Source organism: Kineococcus lubricus, assembly GCF_050871965.1.
Classification (GTDB): Bacteria; Actinomycetota; Actinomycetes; order Actinomycetales; family Kineococcaceae; genus Kineococcus.
Genome location: NZ_JBJLSK010000005.1, coordinates 138,181 through 153,745, shown reverse-complemented (window position 1 = coordinate 153,745; position 15,565 = coordinate 138,181). Strand labels below are relative to the sequence as shown.

16 protein-coding genes, 1 tRNA gene and 2 pseudogenes are annotated in these 15,565 nt (G+C 75.7%); 4 read left to right on the top strand and 15 right to left on the bottom strand.

Features of this window, described 5'->3' with window-relative positions:
• Positions 1-18: 18 nt before the first annotated feature.
• The 4 genes from ACRYRX_RS05565 to ACRYRX_RS05550 all read right to left on the bottom strand — a co-directional run bounded on the left by ACRYRX_RS05565 (position 19) and on the right by ACRYRX_RS05550 (position 1,653).
• A complete protein-coding gene (locus ACRYRX_RS05565) occupies positions 19-411 on the bottom strand; it encodes a hypothetical protein (RefSeq protein WP_432510831.1) in 393 nt (130 codons plus the stop codon).
• A 138-nt stretch (positions 412-549) separates the two neighbouring features.
• Complete coding sequence (locus tag ACRYRX_RS05560; RefSeq protein WP_432510830.1) at positions 550-870, bottom strand: hypothetical protein; 321 nt, start codon at positions 868-870, stop codon at positions 550-552.
• 50 nt (positions 871-920) lie between these two features.
• Positions 921-1,013: transfer RNA gene (locus tag ACRYRX_RS05555), tRNA-Ser, on the bottom strand.
• Positions 967-1,653 (bottom strand): maleylpyruvate isomerase family mycothiol-dependent enzyme, encoded by a 687-nt coding sequence (locus ACRYRX_RS05550; protein WP_432510874.1) that lies wholly within the window; start codon positions 1,651-1,653, stop codon positions 967-969. The genes ACRYRX_RS05555 and ACRYRX_RS05550 overlap by 47 nt, the downstream gene beginning before the upstream one ends.
• A 101-nt stretch (positions 1,654-1,754) precedes the next feature.
• On the opposite strand from ACRYRX_RS05550, the gene ACRYRX_RS05545 reads away from it, so the two are divergent.
• The gene (locus tag ACRYRX_RS05545) at positions 1,755-2,495 is read left to right on the top strand and encodes a polyprenol monophosphomannose synthase (protein WP_432510829.1); all 741 of its coding nucleotides are present in this window, start codon (positions 1,755-1,757) and stop codon (positions 2,493-2,495) included.
• 9 nt (positions 2,496-2,504) lie between these two features.
• Here ACRYRX_RS05545 and ACRYRX_RS05540 read toward each other — a convergent pair whose 3' ends face one another.
• Complete coding sequence (locus ACRYRX_RS05540) at positions 2,505-2,921, bottom strand: VOC family protein (protein ID WP_432510828.1); 417 nt, start codon at positions 2,919-2,921, stop codon at positions 2,505-2,507.
• A 260-nt stretch (positions 2,922-3,181) separates the two neighbouring features.
• Between ACRYRX_RS05540 and ACRYRX_RS05535 the strand changes: the two genes are divergently transcribed.
• A complete protein-coding gene (locus tag ACRYRX_RS05535) occupies positions 3,182-4,315 on the top strand; it encodes an EAL domain-containing protein (protein WP_432510827.1) in 1,134 nt (377 codons plus the stop codon).
• 81 nt (positions 4,316-4,396) lie between these two features.
• On the opposite strand, the pseudogene ACRYRX_RS05530 reads toward ACRYRX_RS05535, so the two are convergent.
• The 6 genes and pseudogenes from ACRYRX_RS05530 to ACRYRX_RS05505 all read right to left on the bottom strand — a co-directional run.
• A pseudogene (locus ACRYRX_RS05530) lies at positions 4,397-5,005 on the bottom strand (GPP34 family phosphoprotein); the annotation flags it as partial.
• Positions 5,006-5,674: 669 nt separating this feature from the next.
• A pseudogene (locus tag ACRYRX_RS05525) lies at positions 5,675-6,031 on the bottom strand (response regulator); the annotation flags it as partial.
• A gap of 4 nt (positions 6,032-6,035) precedes the next feature.
• Entirely contained in the window at positions 6,036-6,539 is a 504-nt protein-coding gene (locus ACRYRX_RS05520; protein ID WP_432510826.1) for a chemotaxis protein CheX, read from the bottom strand.
• On the bottom strand, positions 6,536-6,919 hold the full coding sequence (locus ACRYRX_RS05515) for a response regulator (protein ID WP_432510825.1): 384 nt from the start codon (positions 6,917-6,919) through the stop codon (positions 6,536-6,538). Before ACRYRX_RS05515 ends, ACRYRX_RS05520 begins: the two co-directional genes overlap by 4 nt.
• Positions 6,916-7,746, bottom strand: coding sequence for a CheR family methyltransferase (locus ACRYRX_RS05510; protein WP_432510824.1), 831 nt, complete (start codon positions 7,744-7,746; stop codon positions 6,916-6,918). Before ACRYRX_RS05510 ends, ACRYRX_RS05515 begins: the two co-directional genes overlap by 4 nt.
• A gap of 1 nt (position 7,747) precedes the next feature.
• Complete coding sequence (locus tag ACRYRX_RS05505; protein ID WP_432510823.1) at positions 7,748-8,980, bottom strand: protein-glutamate methylesterase/protein-glutamine glutaminase; 1,233 nt, start codon at positions 8,978-8,980, stop codon at positions 7,748-7,750.
• A gap of 225 nt (positions 8,981-9,205) precedes the next feature.
• On the opposite strand from ACRYRX_RS05505, the gene ACRYRX_RS05500 reads away from it, so the two are divergent.
• The gene (locus ACRYRX_RS05500) at positions 9,206-10,006 is read left to right on the top strand and encodes an alpha/beta fold hydrolase (protein ID WP_432510822.1); all 801 of its coding nucleotides are present in this window, start codon (positions 9,206-9,208) and stop codon (positions 10,004-10,006) included.
• Positions 10,007-10,011: 5 nt separating this feature from the next.
• Entirely contained in the window at positions 10,012-10,671 is a 660-nt protein-coding gene (locus tag ACRYRX_RS05495; protein ID WP_432510821.1) for an esterase/lipase family protein, read from the top strand.
• A 7-nt stretch (positions 10,672-10,678) separates the two neighbouring features.
• On the opposite strand, the gene ACRYRX_RS05490 is transcribed toward ACRYRX_RS05495, so the two are convergent.
• From ACRYRX_RS05490 to ACRYRX_RS05475, 4 genes are all read right to left on the bottom strand, one after another.
• The gene (locus ACRYRX_RS05490; protein ID WP_432510820.1) at positions 10,679-12,544 is read right to left on the bottom strand and encodes an HD-GYP domain-containing protein; all 1,866 of its coding nucleotides are present in this window, start codon (positions 12,542-12,544) and stop codon (positions 10,679-10,681) included.
• Between the two features lie 69 nt (positions 12,545-12,613).
• Positions 12,614-13,414 carry an ABC transporter ATP-binding protein gene (locus ACRYRX_RS05485; RefSeq protein WP_432510819.1) on the bottom strand — a complete coding sequence of 267 codons (801 nt, stop codon included), beginning with the start codon at positions 13,412-13,414 and terminating at the stop codon, positions 12,614-12,616.
• Entirely contained in the window at positions 13,411-14,481 is a 1,071-nt protein-coding gene (locus tag ACRYRX_RS05480) for a FecCD family ABC transporter permease (RefSeq protein ID WP_432510818.1), read from the bottom strand. The genes ACRYRX_RS05485 and ACRYRX_RS05480 overlap by 4 nt, the downstream gene beginning before the upstream one ends.
• Positions 14,471-15,523 carry an ABC transporter substrate-binding protein gene (locus ACRYRX_RS05475; RefSeq protein ID WP_432510817.1) on the bottom strand — a complete coding sequence of 351 codons (1,053 nt, stop codon included), beginning with the start codon at positions 15,521-15,523 and terminating at the stop codon, positions 14,471-14,473. The genes ACRYRX_RS05480 and ACRYRX_RS05475 overlap by 11 nt, the downstream gene beginning before the upstream one ends.
• Between the last annotated feature and the right edge of the window lie 42 nt (positions 15,524-15,565).

Sequence of the window (15,565 nt, the reverse complement as noted above, 5' to 3'; positions counted from 1 at the left end):
ACAGCCGGTGGCCGGGGCTCACTCCTGCGGGACGTCGCCCGCCGACGGCGGCCGCATGAGGCCCAGCAGCGGCGCGGTGAGCAGCCGCTGCCGCACGAGGGCGGCCGTCACGAGCAGCACGACGAGGGCGAGGAGGCCCAGGGGCCAGGAGTTCAGCGCGAACGACGCCGCGAGCAGCGCGAGGACGACGACGACGGGCACCGCGAGCGGCAGCCGGTTGTACCAGCGCGGTTGCAGCACGGCCGCGGCGTACCACCAGGCGACGGCCGCGACCCGCTCGTCGGGGTGCCGGCGGCCCTGCCGGGCCAGGGCCACGGCGTCCTGCCGGTCCTCGCGGGGCAGCGTGTGGAACGCCCGCAGCGCCGTCGCCCGGCGCTGGGGGGTCATCTCGGGGCCCACGACCGCGCTCATCGTCCTGCTCCCTGGTCGTTCCGTCGCCCGCCGGTGGAGGGGGCGGGGGGTGCGGGGTGCCTCACCCTCGCCGCGGTCAGGGTACGCGACGGGCGGTGCCGGGCCCGGGCGACGGCGTGATCGGCGGTGGGCGGTCGGCTAGTCGGACGGCTCCTCGCCGTCCCAGTCGGCGTACCGGGCGGCGGCGACGTGGTCGCCCTCGACGGCCTTGCGCTCGAACAGCGCCGCCAGCACCTCCTCGCGGTGGGCGGCCAGCGACTCCCAGACCCGGCCGTCGGGGCCGATGGCGGCCAGGTGCATGAGGTCGTGCCAGTCGTCGTGCTCCTGCGCGGCCTCCTCGAACTGGCGGCTCATCCGGCCGCGGTCGGACTCGGCCCGCAGCACGGCCTGCCACGTCGAGGCGTCGCGCGCGACCAGCCCGCGGAAGACCGCCATGTCGTCGTCCGTGTCACCGCTCACCCGTGGATTCAAGCCCACCGCGGGGCGTCGGGCACCGCGCGGGGCGGGGGCGGAGGGCATGGGATTCGAACCCATGAGGAAGGAGTGGGTACCTCCCTAGCGGTTTTCAAGACCGCCGCCTTCAACCACTCGGCCAGCCCTCCCGGCCGGAACAGCATACGGACCCGCACCGGCTCGGATCCGTCCGGCCAGGACGGCGATCCCCTCCCCGTCGACCTCCTCCAGGTGGGCCCGGCGCCCGGCCAGCACCATGACCAGGGCCTCGGTGCGGCCGCGCACCAGCGGCCCCGCGCCGGTCGCGAACGGGCCGTCGACGGCCTCCAGCCGCAGACCGCGCGCGACGGTGCGGCTGGGCACCGCGAAGTCGCGCGCGGCGTAGAACCCCGCGACGGTCGTCCAGGCCGCGACGGGCGGCGTGCCCGGCAGCCCCAGGGGCCGCCGGACGTCCTGCCCGTGGACGAGGACCTCCCCGAGCCAGGCGGCGGTGTGCTTCGAGGGGCCGGTGCGGGCGGGGTCGACCGCGGCGAACCGGGCGAGCGTGCCGGCGGGGTCGGGGCCGAGCTGCTCGGTGAGGCGGCGCTGGTCGTGCACGGCGGGGCGCCCCCCGGCGGCGGCCACGCCGAGCAGCCAGCGCGGGAGCGTCGTGACGGCGGCGGCGGTGAGGTGGGCGAGGGTCTGCTCGACGGTCCACCCGCCGCACAGCGAGGGCGTCGCCCACTGCTGCGGGGTGAGGTCGGCGAGGTCGGCGGCGAGGGCGCGGCGGGCCGCGGCGAGGGTCTCCACGTCCTCCCGACCCCGCGGCGGCGCCGGACTCAGCGCCGCGCGCGGTACCGGTCGGTGTAGCGTCGGGCGACCCTCGTCCCCGATCACCGAGCGAGTTCCCGTTGGCCGAAGCCCTGCGCTGCGTCGTCGTCCTGCCCACGTACGACGAGGCCGACAACATCACGGGGATGCTCGACCGGGTCCTGGCCTCCCCCGTCGCCCCGGACGTCCTGGTCGTCGACGACTCCTCCCCCGACGGGACGGGCGCGCTGGTGGAGCAGGTCGCGGCGCGGTACCCGCAGGGGCGGGTGCGGCTGCTGACGCGGACCGTGAAGGACGGCCTGGGGGCCGCCTACCGGGCCGGTTTCGCGCACGCGCTGGCGACCGGCGACCACGACGTGGTCGTGCAGATGGACGCCGACGGGTCGCACCCCGTGGAGGCGCTGGAGCGGATGCTCGCCGAGCTCGCGGACGGCGCGGACCTCGTCCTGGGCGCGCGGTACGTGCCCGGCGGCGCCCTCGACGACGCGTGGCCGTGGTACCGGAAGGCGTTGTCGCGCGGCGCGAACGTCTACGCGCGGGTGCTGCTGCGGGCGCCGGTGGCCGACCTGACGGGCGGTTTCAAGGCGTGGCGCGCGGACCTGCTGCGGCGCATCGACCTGTCGGAGCTGACGGCCGCCGGGTACGCGTTCCAGATCCAGACGACGCTGGCGGCGCTGCAGCGGGGCGCGACGGTGCGCGAGGTCCCGATCCTGTTCACCGAGCGGGCCCACGGGACGTCGAAGATGTCGAAGGAGATCATCGGCGAGGCGATGCTGGCCGTGGTGCGCATGCGCCGCCACGGCCCCACCGGCCGCCGCTGAACCCCCCGCTCACTCCGGGGGCGTGGCGCCGTTCACCATCCAGTCCACCCCGAACCGGTCGGTGAGGGCGCCGTACTCGTCGCCCCACACCTGCCGCTCCATGGGGGTGGTGACCTTCCCGCCCTCGGCGAGGCCGTCGAACCAGGCGCGCAGCTGCACGGCGTCGTCGCTGGTCAGGCAGAGGGCGACGTTGCCGTCGGAGTTCGCCGCCATCCCGGGCATGGCGTCGGAGACCATGAGCGTGAACCCGGCGGGGGTGTCGAGCTGGCCGTGCATGACGGCGTCGGGGTCGACGCCCTCCCCGCCCCCGCCGAACTCCGCGAAGGTGGAGATGGTCACCTCCCCGCCGAGGACGGAGCGGTAGAAGGCGAGCGCCTCGCGCGCGGTACCGGCGAGGCAGACGTACGGGCTCAGGGTCGGGGCCACGGGGAACCTCCTGGGGACGGCCGCCCGGCGGGTCCGGGCGCACACCCCTGCGACCGGCGGCGGCGCCGGAAGTCATCGGTGCCGCGGGGGGGCGGGCGCGGGTCCTCGCCGGGACCGGCTCGTGGTTGCCGGGGGGCGCCGGTTCTGGGAAGGTCCTGACCGGTAACGCCCCCGGCGCGCGCCCGCACCGACCCCCCGCTGTGCGGTCCGACGGGGCGAGGGCGACGAGGCACGAGGCAACGTCCGCGGGAGGTCGACCGGTGCGAGGACACGCGCGGGACGACGACACCGAGACCGACGCCGACGCCGTCGCCCAGCTCCTGGACCTCGCCCGGGACATCTTCGGCACGCCCGTCGCCGCGCTGACCCGCCGCACCGTCACCACGCCCCACCACGTCGAGCAGACCAGCAGCGCCCTGGACCCGCACTCCACGGTCCGGCTGCTGGCCGGCACCGACCTGGGCGCGGCGGCGCTCACGGTGGACGTCGTGCGGCCCGACGGGGTCGCCGACGGCCGGCTCGTGGGCGTCGGGGAGACCCCGCACCGGCCGCGGCTGGACTCCCGCCAGCAGGAGGCCCTGCACGTCGTCGCGGCGCTGGTCGCGGGCGTCCTGCACCACCGGGACCGCCGGCGCAGCGAGCGGGACGACCGGCTGGCCTCCCTGGACGCCCTGGTCGCCGGCACCGGCCGCACGACCGTCGTGCAGCCCATCGTGGACCTGCGCTCGGGGCGCGTGGTGGGGGCCGAGGCGCTGAGCCGGTTCGCGAGCGCCACCGGCGTGGCCCGCCGGCCCGAGCAGGTGTTCAGCGACGCCCGGTCCTCCGGCATCGGGGTGCGGCTGGAGCAGGCGGCGATCGCCTCAGCGCTGCGGATGCTGCCGGCGCTGCCGGCGGGGGCCTACCTCAGCGTGAACGCGTCGGCGGAGGCGCTGCTGGACGACCGGACCCACGAGCTGCTGCTGTCGGCCGTCCCCGACCGGCTCGTCGTGGAGGTCACCGAGCACGACCCGGTCGCCGACTACGCCGCCCTGACCGACGCCACGGCGCGCCTGCGCGGGCACGGGGTGCGGGTGGCCGTCGACGACGCGGGCGCCGGTTTCGCCAGCCTGCAGCACGTCCTGCACCTCACCCCGGACATCGTGAAGATGGACATCGCGTTCGTGCGGGGCATCGACGCCGACCCGGCGCGGCGCGCGGTGGCCCGGGCCCTGGTGGGGTTCGCCTCCGAGCTGGGCTCGACGATGGTCGCCGAGGGCGTCGAGCGGCGCGACGAGCTGGCCGTCCTGACCGACCTGGGGGTCGACTGCGGTCAGGGGTACCTGCTGGGCCGGCCGACCCCCGACCCGCGCTGGGGTGCGGGACCGGACGACACGACCGCGATCCTGCTGCGCTGAGGCGAGCGCGTCGCGGGCCGGCTCCCCCGGGCGGGCGTAGGCGGGGCCGTGGCCGTCGACGGCGGCCAGGACGGCGCAGCGCAGGGCGGCGCGGCCGGTGAGGGCGGCGGTGAGGGCGCGGGCCCGGGTCGTGGCGGCGCGCCGGGCGGACCAGCCGAGCCCGGCCAGCGGCAGGCCGCGGCCGCTCTCGGCGAGGACGGCGAGGAGGGCGACGTCGGCGCCGGTGACCGTCCGCCGGCCGGTCAGGGCGGCGCGGACGCGCTCGCGGGCGGTGTCGCGGAGCGCGGCCCCGACGGCGGTGAGGGCCCACCCGTCGCGGCCGCCCAGCAGGCCGGCCCCGAACCCGGCGCGGCGCGGCTGCACGGCACCGGCGGCGGTGAGCCGGTCCAGGACGAGGGGCACGAGCTGCTCGGCGAGCCGTTCGACGGCGGTGACCGCGGGCAGCCCCGTCCCGGTGGGCCCGCCCGCGACGGCGGTGGCGCGCCGCAGCAGCGGGTCGGCGGGGCCGGGCCCGGTGGGCCGCACGGTCCGGCGGTAGGGCAGCACGCCGGACGGTTCGAGGTGGAGGTGGCCGCCGTCGAGCAGGTCGAGCAGCAGGGCGCCGCCGGTGGCCGCGGCCAGGACGGCGGGCGCCGGGGTGCGGGGCCCGCCGTCCAGCAGCAGCAGGACGGCGTCCTCGGTGGTGGTCACGCCGCCAGGGTGGCGCGGCGGGGGGTGCGGGCGGGAGCGCCTTCCGGCTCGGGCCCCGTCGCCGTCCGGGGGACCGGACGCGAGAACCCCCCGTCCGGTCGGACGAGGGGTTCTCGGGTCAGGCGGTCAGAACGTGGTGATGCTCAGGCCGCCCTTGCCGTAGCGGCTCACCTCGACCGCGAGGTCGAGGCGGCTGCCCGTGCGGGTCGCCCAGTCCACCACGTCCGGGCGCAGGACCTCGCCCGGGACGTAGGAGGCGTACAGCTTCAGGTGCGCCGCCCCCTCCACGTTGAACAGCGACGCCATGATGTTGAGGACCTCGCGGGCGTTCACCGCGAGGTTCTCCGGCAGGTCGCGGTCCTCGATGGCGGCCTCGCTGGCCCCGGGGGGCAGCAGGCCGATCGCGGCACCGGCGTGCGCGGCGAGCGCGAAGTCGAAGACCACGACGGCCTTGGACTTCAGGTGGTCGTCCACGTACAGCCCGACGAGCGAGCCGGGGACGCCGCCGACGGCGACGGCCGGGCCGTCCTTCAGCTCGACGTCGCGGTTGAGCAGGTCCGACAGGAGGTTGCGGATCGCGAGGTTCGACGGCAACGGGTTGACGTCGAACTTCACCTCGCCCTGCGCGACGGCGGTCTCCGCCGCCGCACCCGACCCGGCGTCGCCGCCGAGGACGGGGGCCAGCGCGGCGGCGAACGCCTCGGGCGTGAACGGCTTGGCGATGAGGAACAGGGCGCCGGCCGCGGCCGCCTTCTCCCGCATCTCCTCCGAACCCTCCGACGTCACGAACCCGAACGGCACGTCGATGCCCGAACCGCGCAGGTTCTGCAGCATCTCGTAGCCGGTGGCCTCGGGCATGTTCCAGTCGGACAGGACGATGTCCGGGTTCTCCTCGCGGACGACGTCGAAGCCTTCCTTGCCGTTCTCGGCCTGGACCACGTCGACCCAGTCGTACCCGGCCTGGCGCAGCGTGCGGATGACGATCTGCCGCATGACGCGGCTGTCGTCGACCACGAGGGCCTTCACGACCTCACCCCTGCCCGGTCTCGGTGCCGCCGCCGGACAGCCAGACCTCGAACGTCATCCAGCGGCCCTGCCAGTTCGCGTCCAGGCGCGCCGCGAGGCGGTCGGAACCACCGTGCAGCGGCAGGGCGGTCGAGACCACGGGCAGGCCCAGCGAGCCCGCGTCGGGGACGAGCGCCTTGATGTTGCCGCCGACGATGTTCGCGACCTCGCCGAGGGAGTCGTAGACGTCCTCGTCGCTCAGCTCGCCGTCCTCCTGCAGGAGGGCGGCGGACAGCGGTCGGCCCAGCTCGCGCTCGACGCTGACGGTCACGATGCCGGGGCGGGCCCCGGAGATCGTCACCGACGCGCAGAGGATGTCGCCCTCGATGTCGTGCTGCTCGAAGGACGGCAGCAGGAACTCGGTGTGGGCGAAGTAGGACGACCACATCGCGTCGACGATCTGCCCGAGGGCCTCGTCCTCGACGTAGTCGGTGGGTTCGTCGTAGTACTCCTCGACCAGCTCGGTCACGCCTGGGCCCCTTCCGGCAGGAGCCCGAGGAGGGAGAGCTTCTCCTCGAGGGACTCCACGGTGAACGGCTTGATGAGGTACTCGTGCGCCCCGGCGGCGAGCGCGCGGACGATCTGCCCGTGCTCGGCCTCCGTGGTGACCATCATCAGCGTCAGCGCGCGGTAGTCGCGGTTCGCCCGGACCTGGGTGACGAACGTGAGACCGTCCATCACCGGCATGTTCCAGTCGACCGTCGCGAGGTCGGGCAGCGGGCCCGCCTCGAGGACCTTCAGCGCCTCGGCGCCGTCGGCCGCCTCGACCGTCTCGTAACCCAGCTTGCGCAGTGCACCGGCGATGATCTTCCGCATGGCGCGGGAGTCGTCGACAACAAGAGCCCTCATGCCTGACCTCCGTTCTTGGGACGGTGGACCGAAACTCGTCCGATGAGTTCGCGGTCCCAGTTCTCGTCGACGCCGAGCGTCGTTTCTGCACCACCGAGGAACATGTATCCCCCGGGCTTGAGGACCTTCCGGACCCGGGACAGGATGTCCCGCTTGGTCTCCAGGTCGAAGTAGATCAGCACGTTCCGCAGGAACACCACGTCGAACTGCCCGAGGGCGGCGTACGAGCTGGTGAGGTTCAGCTGCTGGAAACGCACCATCTTCTTGAGGTTGTCGTTCACCTGCCACTGGGTCCCGACCCGCGTGAAGTGCCGGACCAGCAGGGGCGCCGGCAGGCCGCGGTTCATCTCCAGCTGCGAGTAACGACCCGCCTTGGCCTTCTCCAGCACCTCGTTCGACAGGTCCGTGCCGATGATCTCCGCACGCCACCCCTCGGCGACCAGGCTGTCCTGCAGGCTGATCGCGAGGCTGTAGGCCTCCTGGCCGGTGGACGACGCCGCCGACCAGACGCGCAGCGAGCGCGTCGTGGCGCGAGCCTGCTTCAGGGCGGGCAGCACCGACGTCGAGAACGCCTGGAAGGGCGCACCGTCTCGGAACCAGGACGTCTCGTTGGTCGTCAGCGCTTCGACGATGGCGGTCTGCGCACCGCGGTCGGGACGCAACCGGATGCCGTCGACGTAGGCCGAGACGTCGCTCGCACCCGCAGCGCGTGCCAGGGGCACGAGCCGGGACTCGACGAGGTACTCCTTGCCCTTCTCGAGGACGATCGCGCTTTCCTTGCGCACCAGGGTGCAGACCCAGTCGAAGGCTGTGGGCGTGAGTGCCATGTCACCACCTGCCTTGGGAGGGACGGGCCGCGGGGGCGGCCGGACGGAACGCCGGCGGACGGGCCGGCGGGTTGGTGCTGGAGCGGCTGCTCGTGGTGCTGGGGGTCCCCGCGGCGGTGGCGGGGGTGGTGCGGGGGGCCGGGCCGGGGAACGCGGTGCGCGCCGCCGGCCCGAGCCGGCGCTGGATGGCGTCGGCGATGGAACCCAGCGGCAGGACCTCGTCGGCGATGCCCTCGCGGGCGACGGCGCCGGGCATGCCCCAGACCACCGAGGTGGCCTCGTCCTGGGCGAGGACCTGACCGCCGGCCGCCGCGACGGCCTTGCAGCCGAGCTTCCCGTCCGACCCCATGCCGGTCAGGATGACGGCGAGGAGCTCACCGCCGAAGGCGGCGACCGCGGACCGGAGCATGACGTCCACGGCGGGTCTGCAGAAGTTCTCGGCAGGTCCCTGGTTCAACTTGATCACCATCTGCGGGCCGCGCCGGGTGACCTCCATGTGGAAGTCGCCGGGGGCCACGTAGACGGTGCCGGGGGTGACGACGTCGCCGTCGGCGGCCTCGACCACGGTCAGCGCGCTGGCCTTGTCCAGCCGCTGGGCGTACAGCCGGGTGAACACCGGCGGCATGTGCTGGGTGACCAGGACGGGGACGCCGATGTTCGCGGGCAGCTTGGCCAGGACGGCGGACAGGGCTTCGGGGCCGCCGGTGGACGAGCCCACGACGAGGGCGCGCGGGGCCTTGCCGCCGGGGGCGCGCTCGCGCGTCGGGACGGGGGTGGCGGGCCGGGCGGGGGCCGCGGCGACCGGGGCGGGGGCCGCGGTGAGCAGCCCGGGGACCAGCGCCTTGATCTTGGGGATGAGCTGCTGGCGCACCGACTCCATGGACTCGCTGACGCTGCCGACGTTGGCCGGCTTCGTCACGTAGTCGGAGGCGCCGGAGGACAGGGCCTCCAGGGTGGCGGTCGCGCCGCGCTCGGTGAGGGTGGAGAACATGATGACCGGCAGCCGCCGGTCGATCTTGCGGATCTCCCGGATCGTCTCGAGGCCGTCCATGACGGGCATCTCGATGTCCAGGGTCACCGCGTCGGGCTTGAGCTGGGCGATCTTCTCCAGGGCGATCTTGCCGTTGGCCGCCGTCCCGACGACCTCGATGTCGGGATCGGACGCGAGGACGTCGGTCACGATCCGGCGGACGACGACGGAGTCGTCCACCGTGAGGACCTTGATGGGGCCCACGTCGCACCTGACCTTCCTTGCCGCCGGCGCGGGGTTCCGACGCCGTGGGACACCGCTCCGGATCGAGCGGCTCCCTATCCATCGGCGCCTGGCCCGCAACCTTGAACGACACGCGGATGTGATGACCGGACGTACACGACTACTCTGCGTCGCCGGTCGTGACGCGTCGAGCGGGGCCGCGTCGGCGTGGGGCTCGCTCCCAGGGTGCCGGGCGATGATGATCCGGTGCCCCGCCGCGTGACCCCGTTCGACATGCCCACCGGACTGACCCTGCGCATCGACCGGGTCCACCTCGACGGGCTGTGGATGCGGACGTGGACGATGTGGATCGCCGAGACCGCCGACGTGCCTCCCGAGCACCGCCACGACGTCGTCCTCGTCCACGGCCTCGGGGTGTCCTCGGACTACTTCCAGCACCTGGCCGTGGAGCTGGCCCGCGGTGGCACCGTGCACCTGCTGGAGCTGCCCGGGTTCGCCGGGGTCCCCCACCCCGACCGGCCCCTCACCACCCGCGACATGGGGGCGCTCGTCGCGTCCTGGATCCGCGGCGCGGACCTGACCAACGTGCTGCTCGTGGGGCACTCCATGGGCGCGCAGGTCGCCGTCGAGGCCGCCCTGGACGACCCCGACGCCGTCGCGCACGTCGCGCTGATCGGCCCACCGGTGAACCTGGAGGAGCGCTCGGTGCCGCGGCAGGGCCTGCGGCTGCTGCAGTCGGCGGTCTTCGAACCCGCCGTGGTGCTCGGCATGTCCCTGCAGGGGTACCTGCGGTGCGGGTGGCGCTGGTTCGCGCACACGCTGCCGTCGATGATGCGCTACCCCATCGAGGACCGGATCGGCGACCTCGACGTCCCCGTCCTGGTGCTGCGCGGCCGGCACGACGCGATCGCCCCCGAGGGCTGGTCGCGGTTGCTGACCGACCGGGCCCGCAAGGGCACCTTCGCGGAGGTGCCCGGCGCGCACTCGGTCGTCTTCGACCACGCCCGGGAGGTCGCCGCCCACCTGCACGACCTCGTCGGGCGCTGAGCGCGGTGCGCCTGTCCGCTCGGCTGGCCGACTACGCCTGGCTCGTCCGCGCCCAGCTGCGGCCCGGCCGCCCCGACTGGTCCGGCGGGACCGCGGCCCCCGTGCTGCTCGTCCCCGGCATCTGGGAGACCTGGCACGTCCTGCGCGACCTCGGCGACGCGCTGCACCGCGCCGGGCACCCCGTGCACGTCGTGCCCGGCCTCGGGACGAACTCCGCCGACCTGGAGGTGTCCGCGGGCCTGGTGCGCGAGCGCCTGCTCGCGCTGGACCTGCGCGGCGTGGTCCTCGTCGGGCACTCCAAGGGCGGCCTCATCGCCAAGCAGGTGATGGCGCGGCCGGACGCCGGCGACCGCGTCGCCGGGCTCGTCGCCGTCGCCACCCCGTTCAGCGGATCCCGGTACGCGACGTGGTTCCCCGCCGGACCCGTGCGGCGGCTGTCCCCGCGCGACCCCGCGATCCGGCGGCTGGCCGCGCAGACGGCGTCCCACGCCCGCACCGTGGCGCTGCGGCCCCGGTTCGACCCGCACGTCCCCCGGGAGGCCGGGGCCGCACCGCTGGCCGGGGCCGTCGAGGTCGAGCTGCCCTACGAGGGGCACTTCCGGCTGCTCGGCGAGCCGGGGCTGCACGAGGCCGTCGTCCACGCCGTGCAGGGCCTGTCGGCCTGAGCGGCGCTCAGCAGGGGGCGCTGCCGTTCCCGTTGCCGTTCCCCTGGCCGTTGCCGCTGCAGTTGCCGACGCGTGTGGCGGTGGGCGTGGCGGTGGGCGTGGCGGTGGGGGTGCGCGTGCGCGTGGGCGTGGGCGTGGGCGTGGCGATGGGGGTGCGCGTGGCGGTCGCCGTGGCCGTGGGAGCGGCGGTGGGCGCGGCCGTCGGCGTGGCGGTGGCGGTCGCGCCGGGTGCGCCGGTCGGGGGGCTCGGCGCCGGGGACGTGGCGGGCGGGGTCGTGGCGGGCGGGGTCGTGGTCGGGCTGCCGGTGGGCCCCGCCGTCGGGGTGACCGTCGGCGTGGTCGTCGGGGCCGTCGTCGGGGCCGTCGTCGGGACCGACGTCGGGACCGACGTGGGCGTGGCCGTCGGCGTGGCCGCCGGTGTGGGCCTCGCCGTCGGCGTGGGCGCCGGGCGGCCGGTGGTGCGGGTCGCGGTCCAGGTCGCGGCGCGGCCCGCGGTGCGGGCCACGGCCGCCCGGGTGCCGTCCCGCGGCGGGGCACCGGTCGGGGCGGTGGTCGCGACGGCCACCGGAGCCGGGGCCGGGGCGCCCACCGGGGCGGTCGTCGCCGGGAGGGACGTGGGCGAGGTCGCGGCCGGGGTCGTGGCGGGGGTCCCGGCCGGGGTCCCGGCCGCGGCCGGTCGCGCGAGGTCCACGTCGGTGACCCGCGCGGCGGCGGGCGCGGTGACCGCCGCGGCGGCGGTCACCCCCGCACCGACCCCGACGGTGGCCGACAGCACCGCCGCGAGCACCTGCCCACCGGCCGTCTGCGCGGCGGTCGAGACCGTCGACAGCGCCTGCGCCGGGACGGACCCCACCCCCGGCAGCGCGGCCAGCAGGGTCGCCGGGCCGGCGACGAGCCGCAACCGGCCGATGCCGACCGACAGGAAGGCGCGGACCACCTCGGGGTCGAACTGGGACCCCGCGCACCGGGTGATCTCGGCGCGGGCCTGCTCGGCCGACATCGGCTTCTTGTACGCGCGCGCCGAGGTGATGACGTCGTAGGTGTCGGCGACCGCGATGATCCGCGCGGCGAGGGAGACGTCCGCGCCGGCCAGGCCGCGCGGGTACCCGGTCCCGTCCCAGCGCTCGTGGTGCTGCTCCACGCCGTCGAGCCAGGGGCCCAGCCAGGGACGCAGCGGCCCGACGAGGCGGCCGCCGTGGCAGGGGTGCTCCTGGAGCAGGGCCCACTCCTGCTCGGAGGGCCGCCCGTTCTTGTTGATGACGTCCACGGGGACGTGGACCTTGCCGACGTCGTGCAGGAGCGCGGCCCAGCTGAGCCGGTCGACGTCCTCGTCGGGCAGGCCCAGCTCGCGGCCGATGAGCGCGGCGTACGCCTGGACGCGCTCGCCGTGGGCGCGGGTGCGGTCGTCGTGCGCGGCGAGGTTGCCGACCAGCGCCAGCAGCCGCTGCGCGGACCCCCCGGCGCCCTCGCGGTCGTCCTCCCCGGTGTCCTCCCCGGCGTGCTCGCGGGTGCCCCCGTCCCGCTCCAGGACCGTGGGCGACCAGGTGCGGCGGGCGACCTCGAACCGGCTGGGCACCCGGTCGGGCAGCACCAGGCTGAGCCGCAGCAGCGCGGCCAGCGGCACCAGCCGGCGCAGCCGGCGCGAGACGACGAGCAGCAGCACCGACGACAGGGCGACGACGAGGGCCAGCCACAGCAGCGGCGGCAGGCCGATCCGGGACGCGGGCAGCCAGCGCGCCGCCGCGGTCCCGGCGGCGAGGGCGAACAGCACCGGCCCGCCGGAGGCGCCGGCCCGGACGAGAGCGGCCAGGACCGGCCGGGGGCGCCACGTCGTCGGGCCGCCCTCGGCGTAGTTCTGTGTCGGTCCGTTCACCACGGACAGGCGGTCGACCGGACCGGGGCGCCGGTTGAGGGAACCGGCACCGGGTTCACCCGGCCGGGCTCAGGCGCGCGCGGCTCCCGGCGCCGCGGGGACCCGCGGCTCGGGGGGCAGGAAGACGACGGTGAGCTTGCCGTGCGGGCCGGGCGCGACGTGCGCCCGGACGCCGTAGACGTCGTGGACGAGCCCGGGCGTCAGCACCTCCTCCGGGGCGCCGGCCGCGACGACCGACCCCGCCCGCAGGACCACGAGGACGTCGCAGTACGCCGCGGCGAGGTTCAGGTCGTGCAGCGCGACGACGGTGGTCACCGGCAGCGCCGCGACCAGCGCCAGCAGCTCGACCTGGTGCCGCACGTCGAGGTGGTTGGTGGGTTCGTCCAGCAGCAGTTCCCGCGGTTCCTGCGCCAGGGCCCGGGCGATGTGGGCGCGCTGGCGCTCCCCGCCGGACAGCGTGTGCCAGGAGTCGTCGGCCTTGGCGCCCAGGTCGACCAGCGCGATGGCCTCCTCCACGACGGACTCGTCGCGCGCGCCGGGGCCGGCGAAGGGCCGGCGGTGCGGGGTGCGGCCGAGCCGGACGATGTCGCGGACGGTGAGGTCGACGTCGGTCTCGGCGTGCTGGGTGACGGTCGCGACCCGCCGCGCCACCTCGCGGCGCGGGGTGCGGTGCAGGTCGCGGCCGTCGAGCAGGACCGACCCCGACGAGGGGGCCGCCGCGCCGTGCAGCACCCGCAGCAGCGAGGACTTCCCGGACCCGTTGGGCCCGAGCAGGCCGACGGTCTGCCCCGGCGCCGGTTCGAGGGTGACGCCGTCCAGGACGAGCCGCGGGCCGCGGCGCCAGCGGACGTCGCGGGCGTGCAGGCTCACGGGACCCTCCGGCGGCGCACGAGCAGGACGACGAAGACGGGCACCCCGACCAGGGCCGTCCCGACGCCCACGGGCAGCGGGGTCGGGGAGAACGCGACCCGGGACAGCGCGTCGATCCAGACCATCGACAGGGCGCCGAGCACGATCGTGGCCGGCACGGTGCGGGTGTGCCCGGGCCCCACGACGAGCCGCGCGACGTGCGGCAGCACCAGGCCCACGAACCCGACGGTCCCGGCGACGCTGACCAGCGTCGCGGTCACCAGGGCCGTCAGCAGCAGCAGGACCGCCCGGACCCGCGCCACCGGGACGCCCAGGGACGCCGCGACGTCCTCGCCGAACGCGAAGGCGTCCAGCCGGCGGGCGTGCGCCAGGACCACGACGGCGCCGACGGCGACGACGGAGGCGGTGAGCACGACGTCGGGCCAGCGGATGCCCTCCAGCGACCCCAGCAGCCAGAACATGACGCCGCGGGTCTCGTCGGAGTCGGCGAACGCGAACACCACCAGGGAGGTGAGGGCGGAGAACAGGTGGGTGGCGGCGACGCCGGCCAGCAGCGTGCCGGTGGACCCCGACCGCGTCAGCCGGGACAGCACGAGGGTGAACGCGAACGCGGCGACGGCGCCGACGAACGCGCCCGCCGACAGGCCCAGCCCGGTGCCCAGCCCGAGGATCGCGACGGCGACCGCGCCGGTGGAGGCGCCCGAGGAGATGCCCAGGACGAAGGGGTCGGCCAGCGGGTTGCGCAGCAGCGACTGCATGACCAGCCCGCACAGCCCCAGGCCGGCGCCGCAGGCCGCGGCGACCAGGGAGCGCGGCACGCGGTCCTGCCAGACGATGGCGTCCTCGGAGACGCGGACGGGGACGTCGGCGAGCCCGAGGTGGTTCAGCAGGATGTCGCGGACGTTGACCAGGGACACGTCGGCGGCGCCGAGGGTCGCGGTGGCCGCGACCGACAGCAGCAGCGCCGCGACGGCCAGGACGTGGAACGCGACGACCCCGCCGCGGCGGCGGGCCGGGCGCGCGGCGCGGGCCGCGGGCGGTGCGGCGAGGGCCGGTTCAGAGGTCACTGCCGTGGTCCTGCCACCAGGCGCGGACCTTCTCCAGGCCGTCCACGTAGCGGATCGAGGGGTTCATCTCGGCGCCGCGCAGGGCGATCCAGCGCTCGGCGCGGGCGGCGGTGAGGGTGCCGGCGACGGGGTCGGTGCGCAGGAACCCCTGCTTCTCGGCGAGCTGGTCGCCGGGGAAGCGGTTCCGGTGCAGGTCGCCCAGCACGAGGACGTCGGGGTCGGCGGCGACGACGGCCTCCCAGGTCAGGGCGGGCCAGTCCTGGTCCTCGTCGGGGAAGGCGCTCTCGGCGCCGACGGTGCGGGTCAGCAGCGCGGCCGCGCCGCGGCCGCCGGCGACGTAGGGGGCGTCGAGGGCGGCGAACCAGAACATCACGGTGCGCCCGCCGAGGTCGACGCCCTCGACGGCGGCGGTGGCCCGCGCGGTCAGGTCGGCGATGAGGTCCTCACCGCGCTGGGTGACGTCGAAGATCCGGGCCAGTTCGCGGATCTCGGTGTGCAGGGCGTCGATCGTCAGGGGCGTGGTGCGGCTGAGGCTGCCGCCGTTGACGTTGGTGCCGTCGTCGAGGTCGGTGGGCGACAGGTAGCTGCCGACGCCGGTCTCGGCGAGGCGCTCGCGGGTGGCGACCCCGCCCTGCTCCTCGAAGTGCCGGCCGAAGGAGGCGGTGACGAAGTCGGGGTCGGCGCCCATGAGGACCTCGTAGCTGGGGGCGTTGTCGGCCAGCCGCGGCACGGAGGCGTTGACCTCCGCGAGCGGTTCCAGGACCGGGTCGGTCCACGACGCGGTGCCGACGATCCGGTCGGCCAGGCCGAGGGACAGCAGGATCTCGGTGGAGTTCTGGTCCAGGGAGACGACGCGCTGCGGCGCCGCCTCGACCCGCACCTCGTGGCCGCCGTTGTCCAGCACGACCGGGTACCGCGTGCCGCCCTCACCGGCGGTGGCGGTGCTCCCCGGCTCCACGACCTCGGAGGCCCCGCAGCCGGCGAGGGCCAGCGCGGCGGCCCCGCCGAGGGGTGCCAGGGCACGACGGGACACGACGATCATCACAGCTCCAGGGGGTTTCGAGCGGACGGCCCGGCTCGGCAC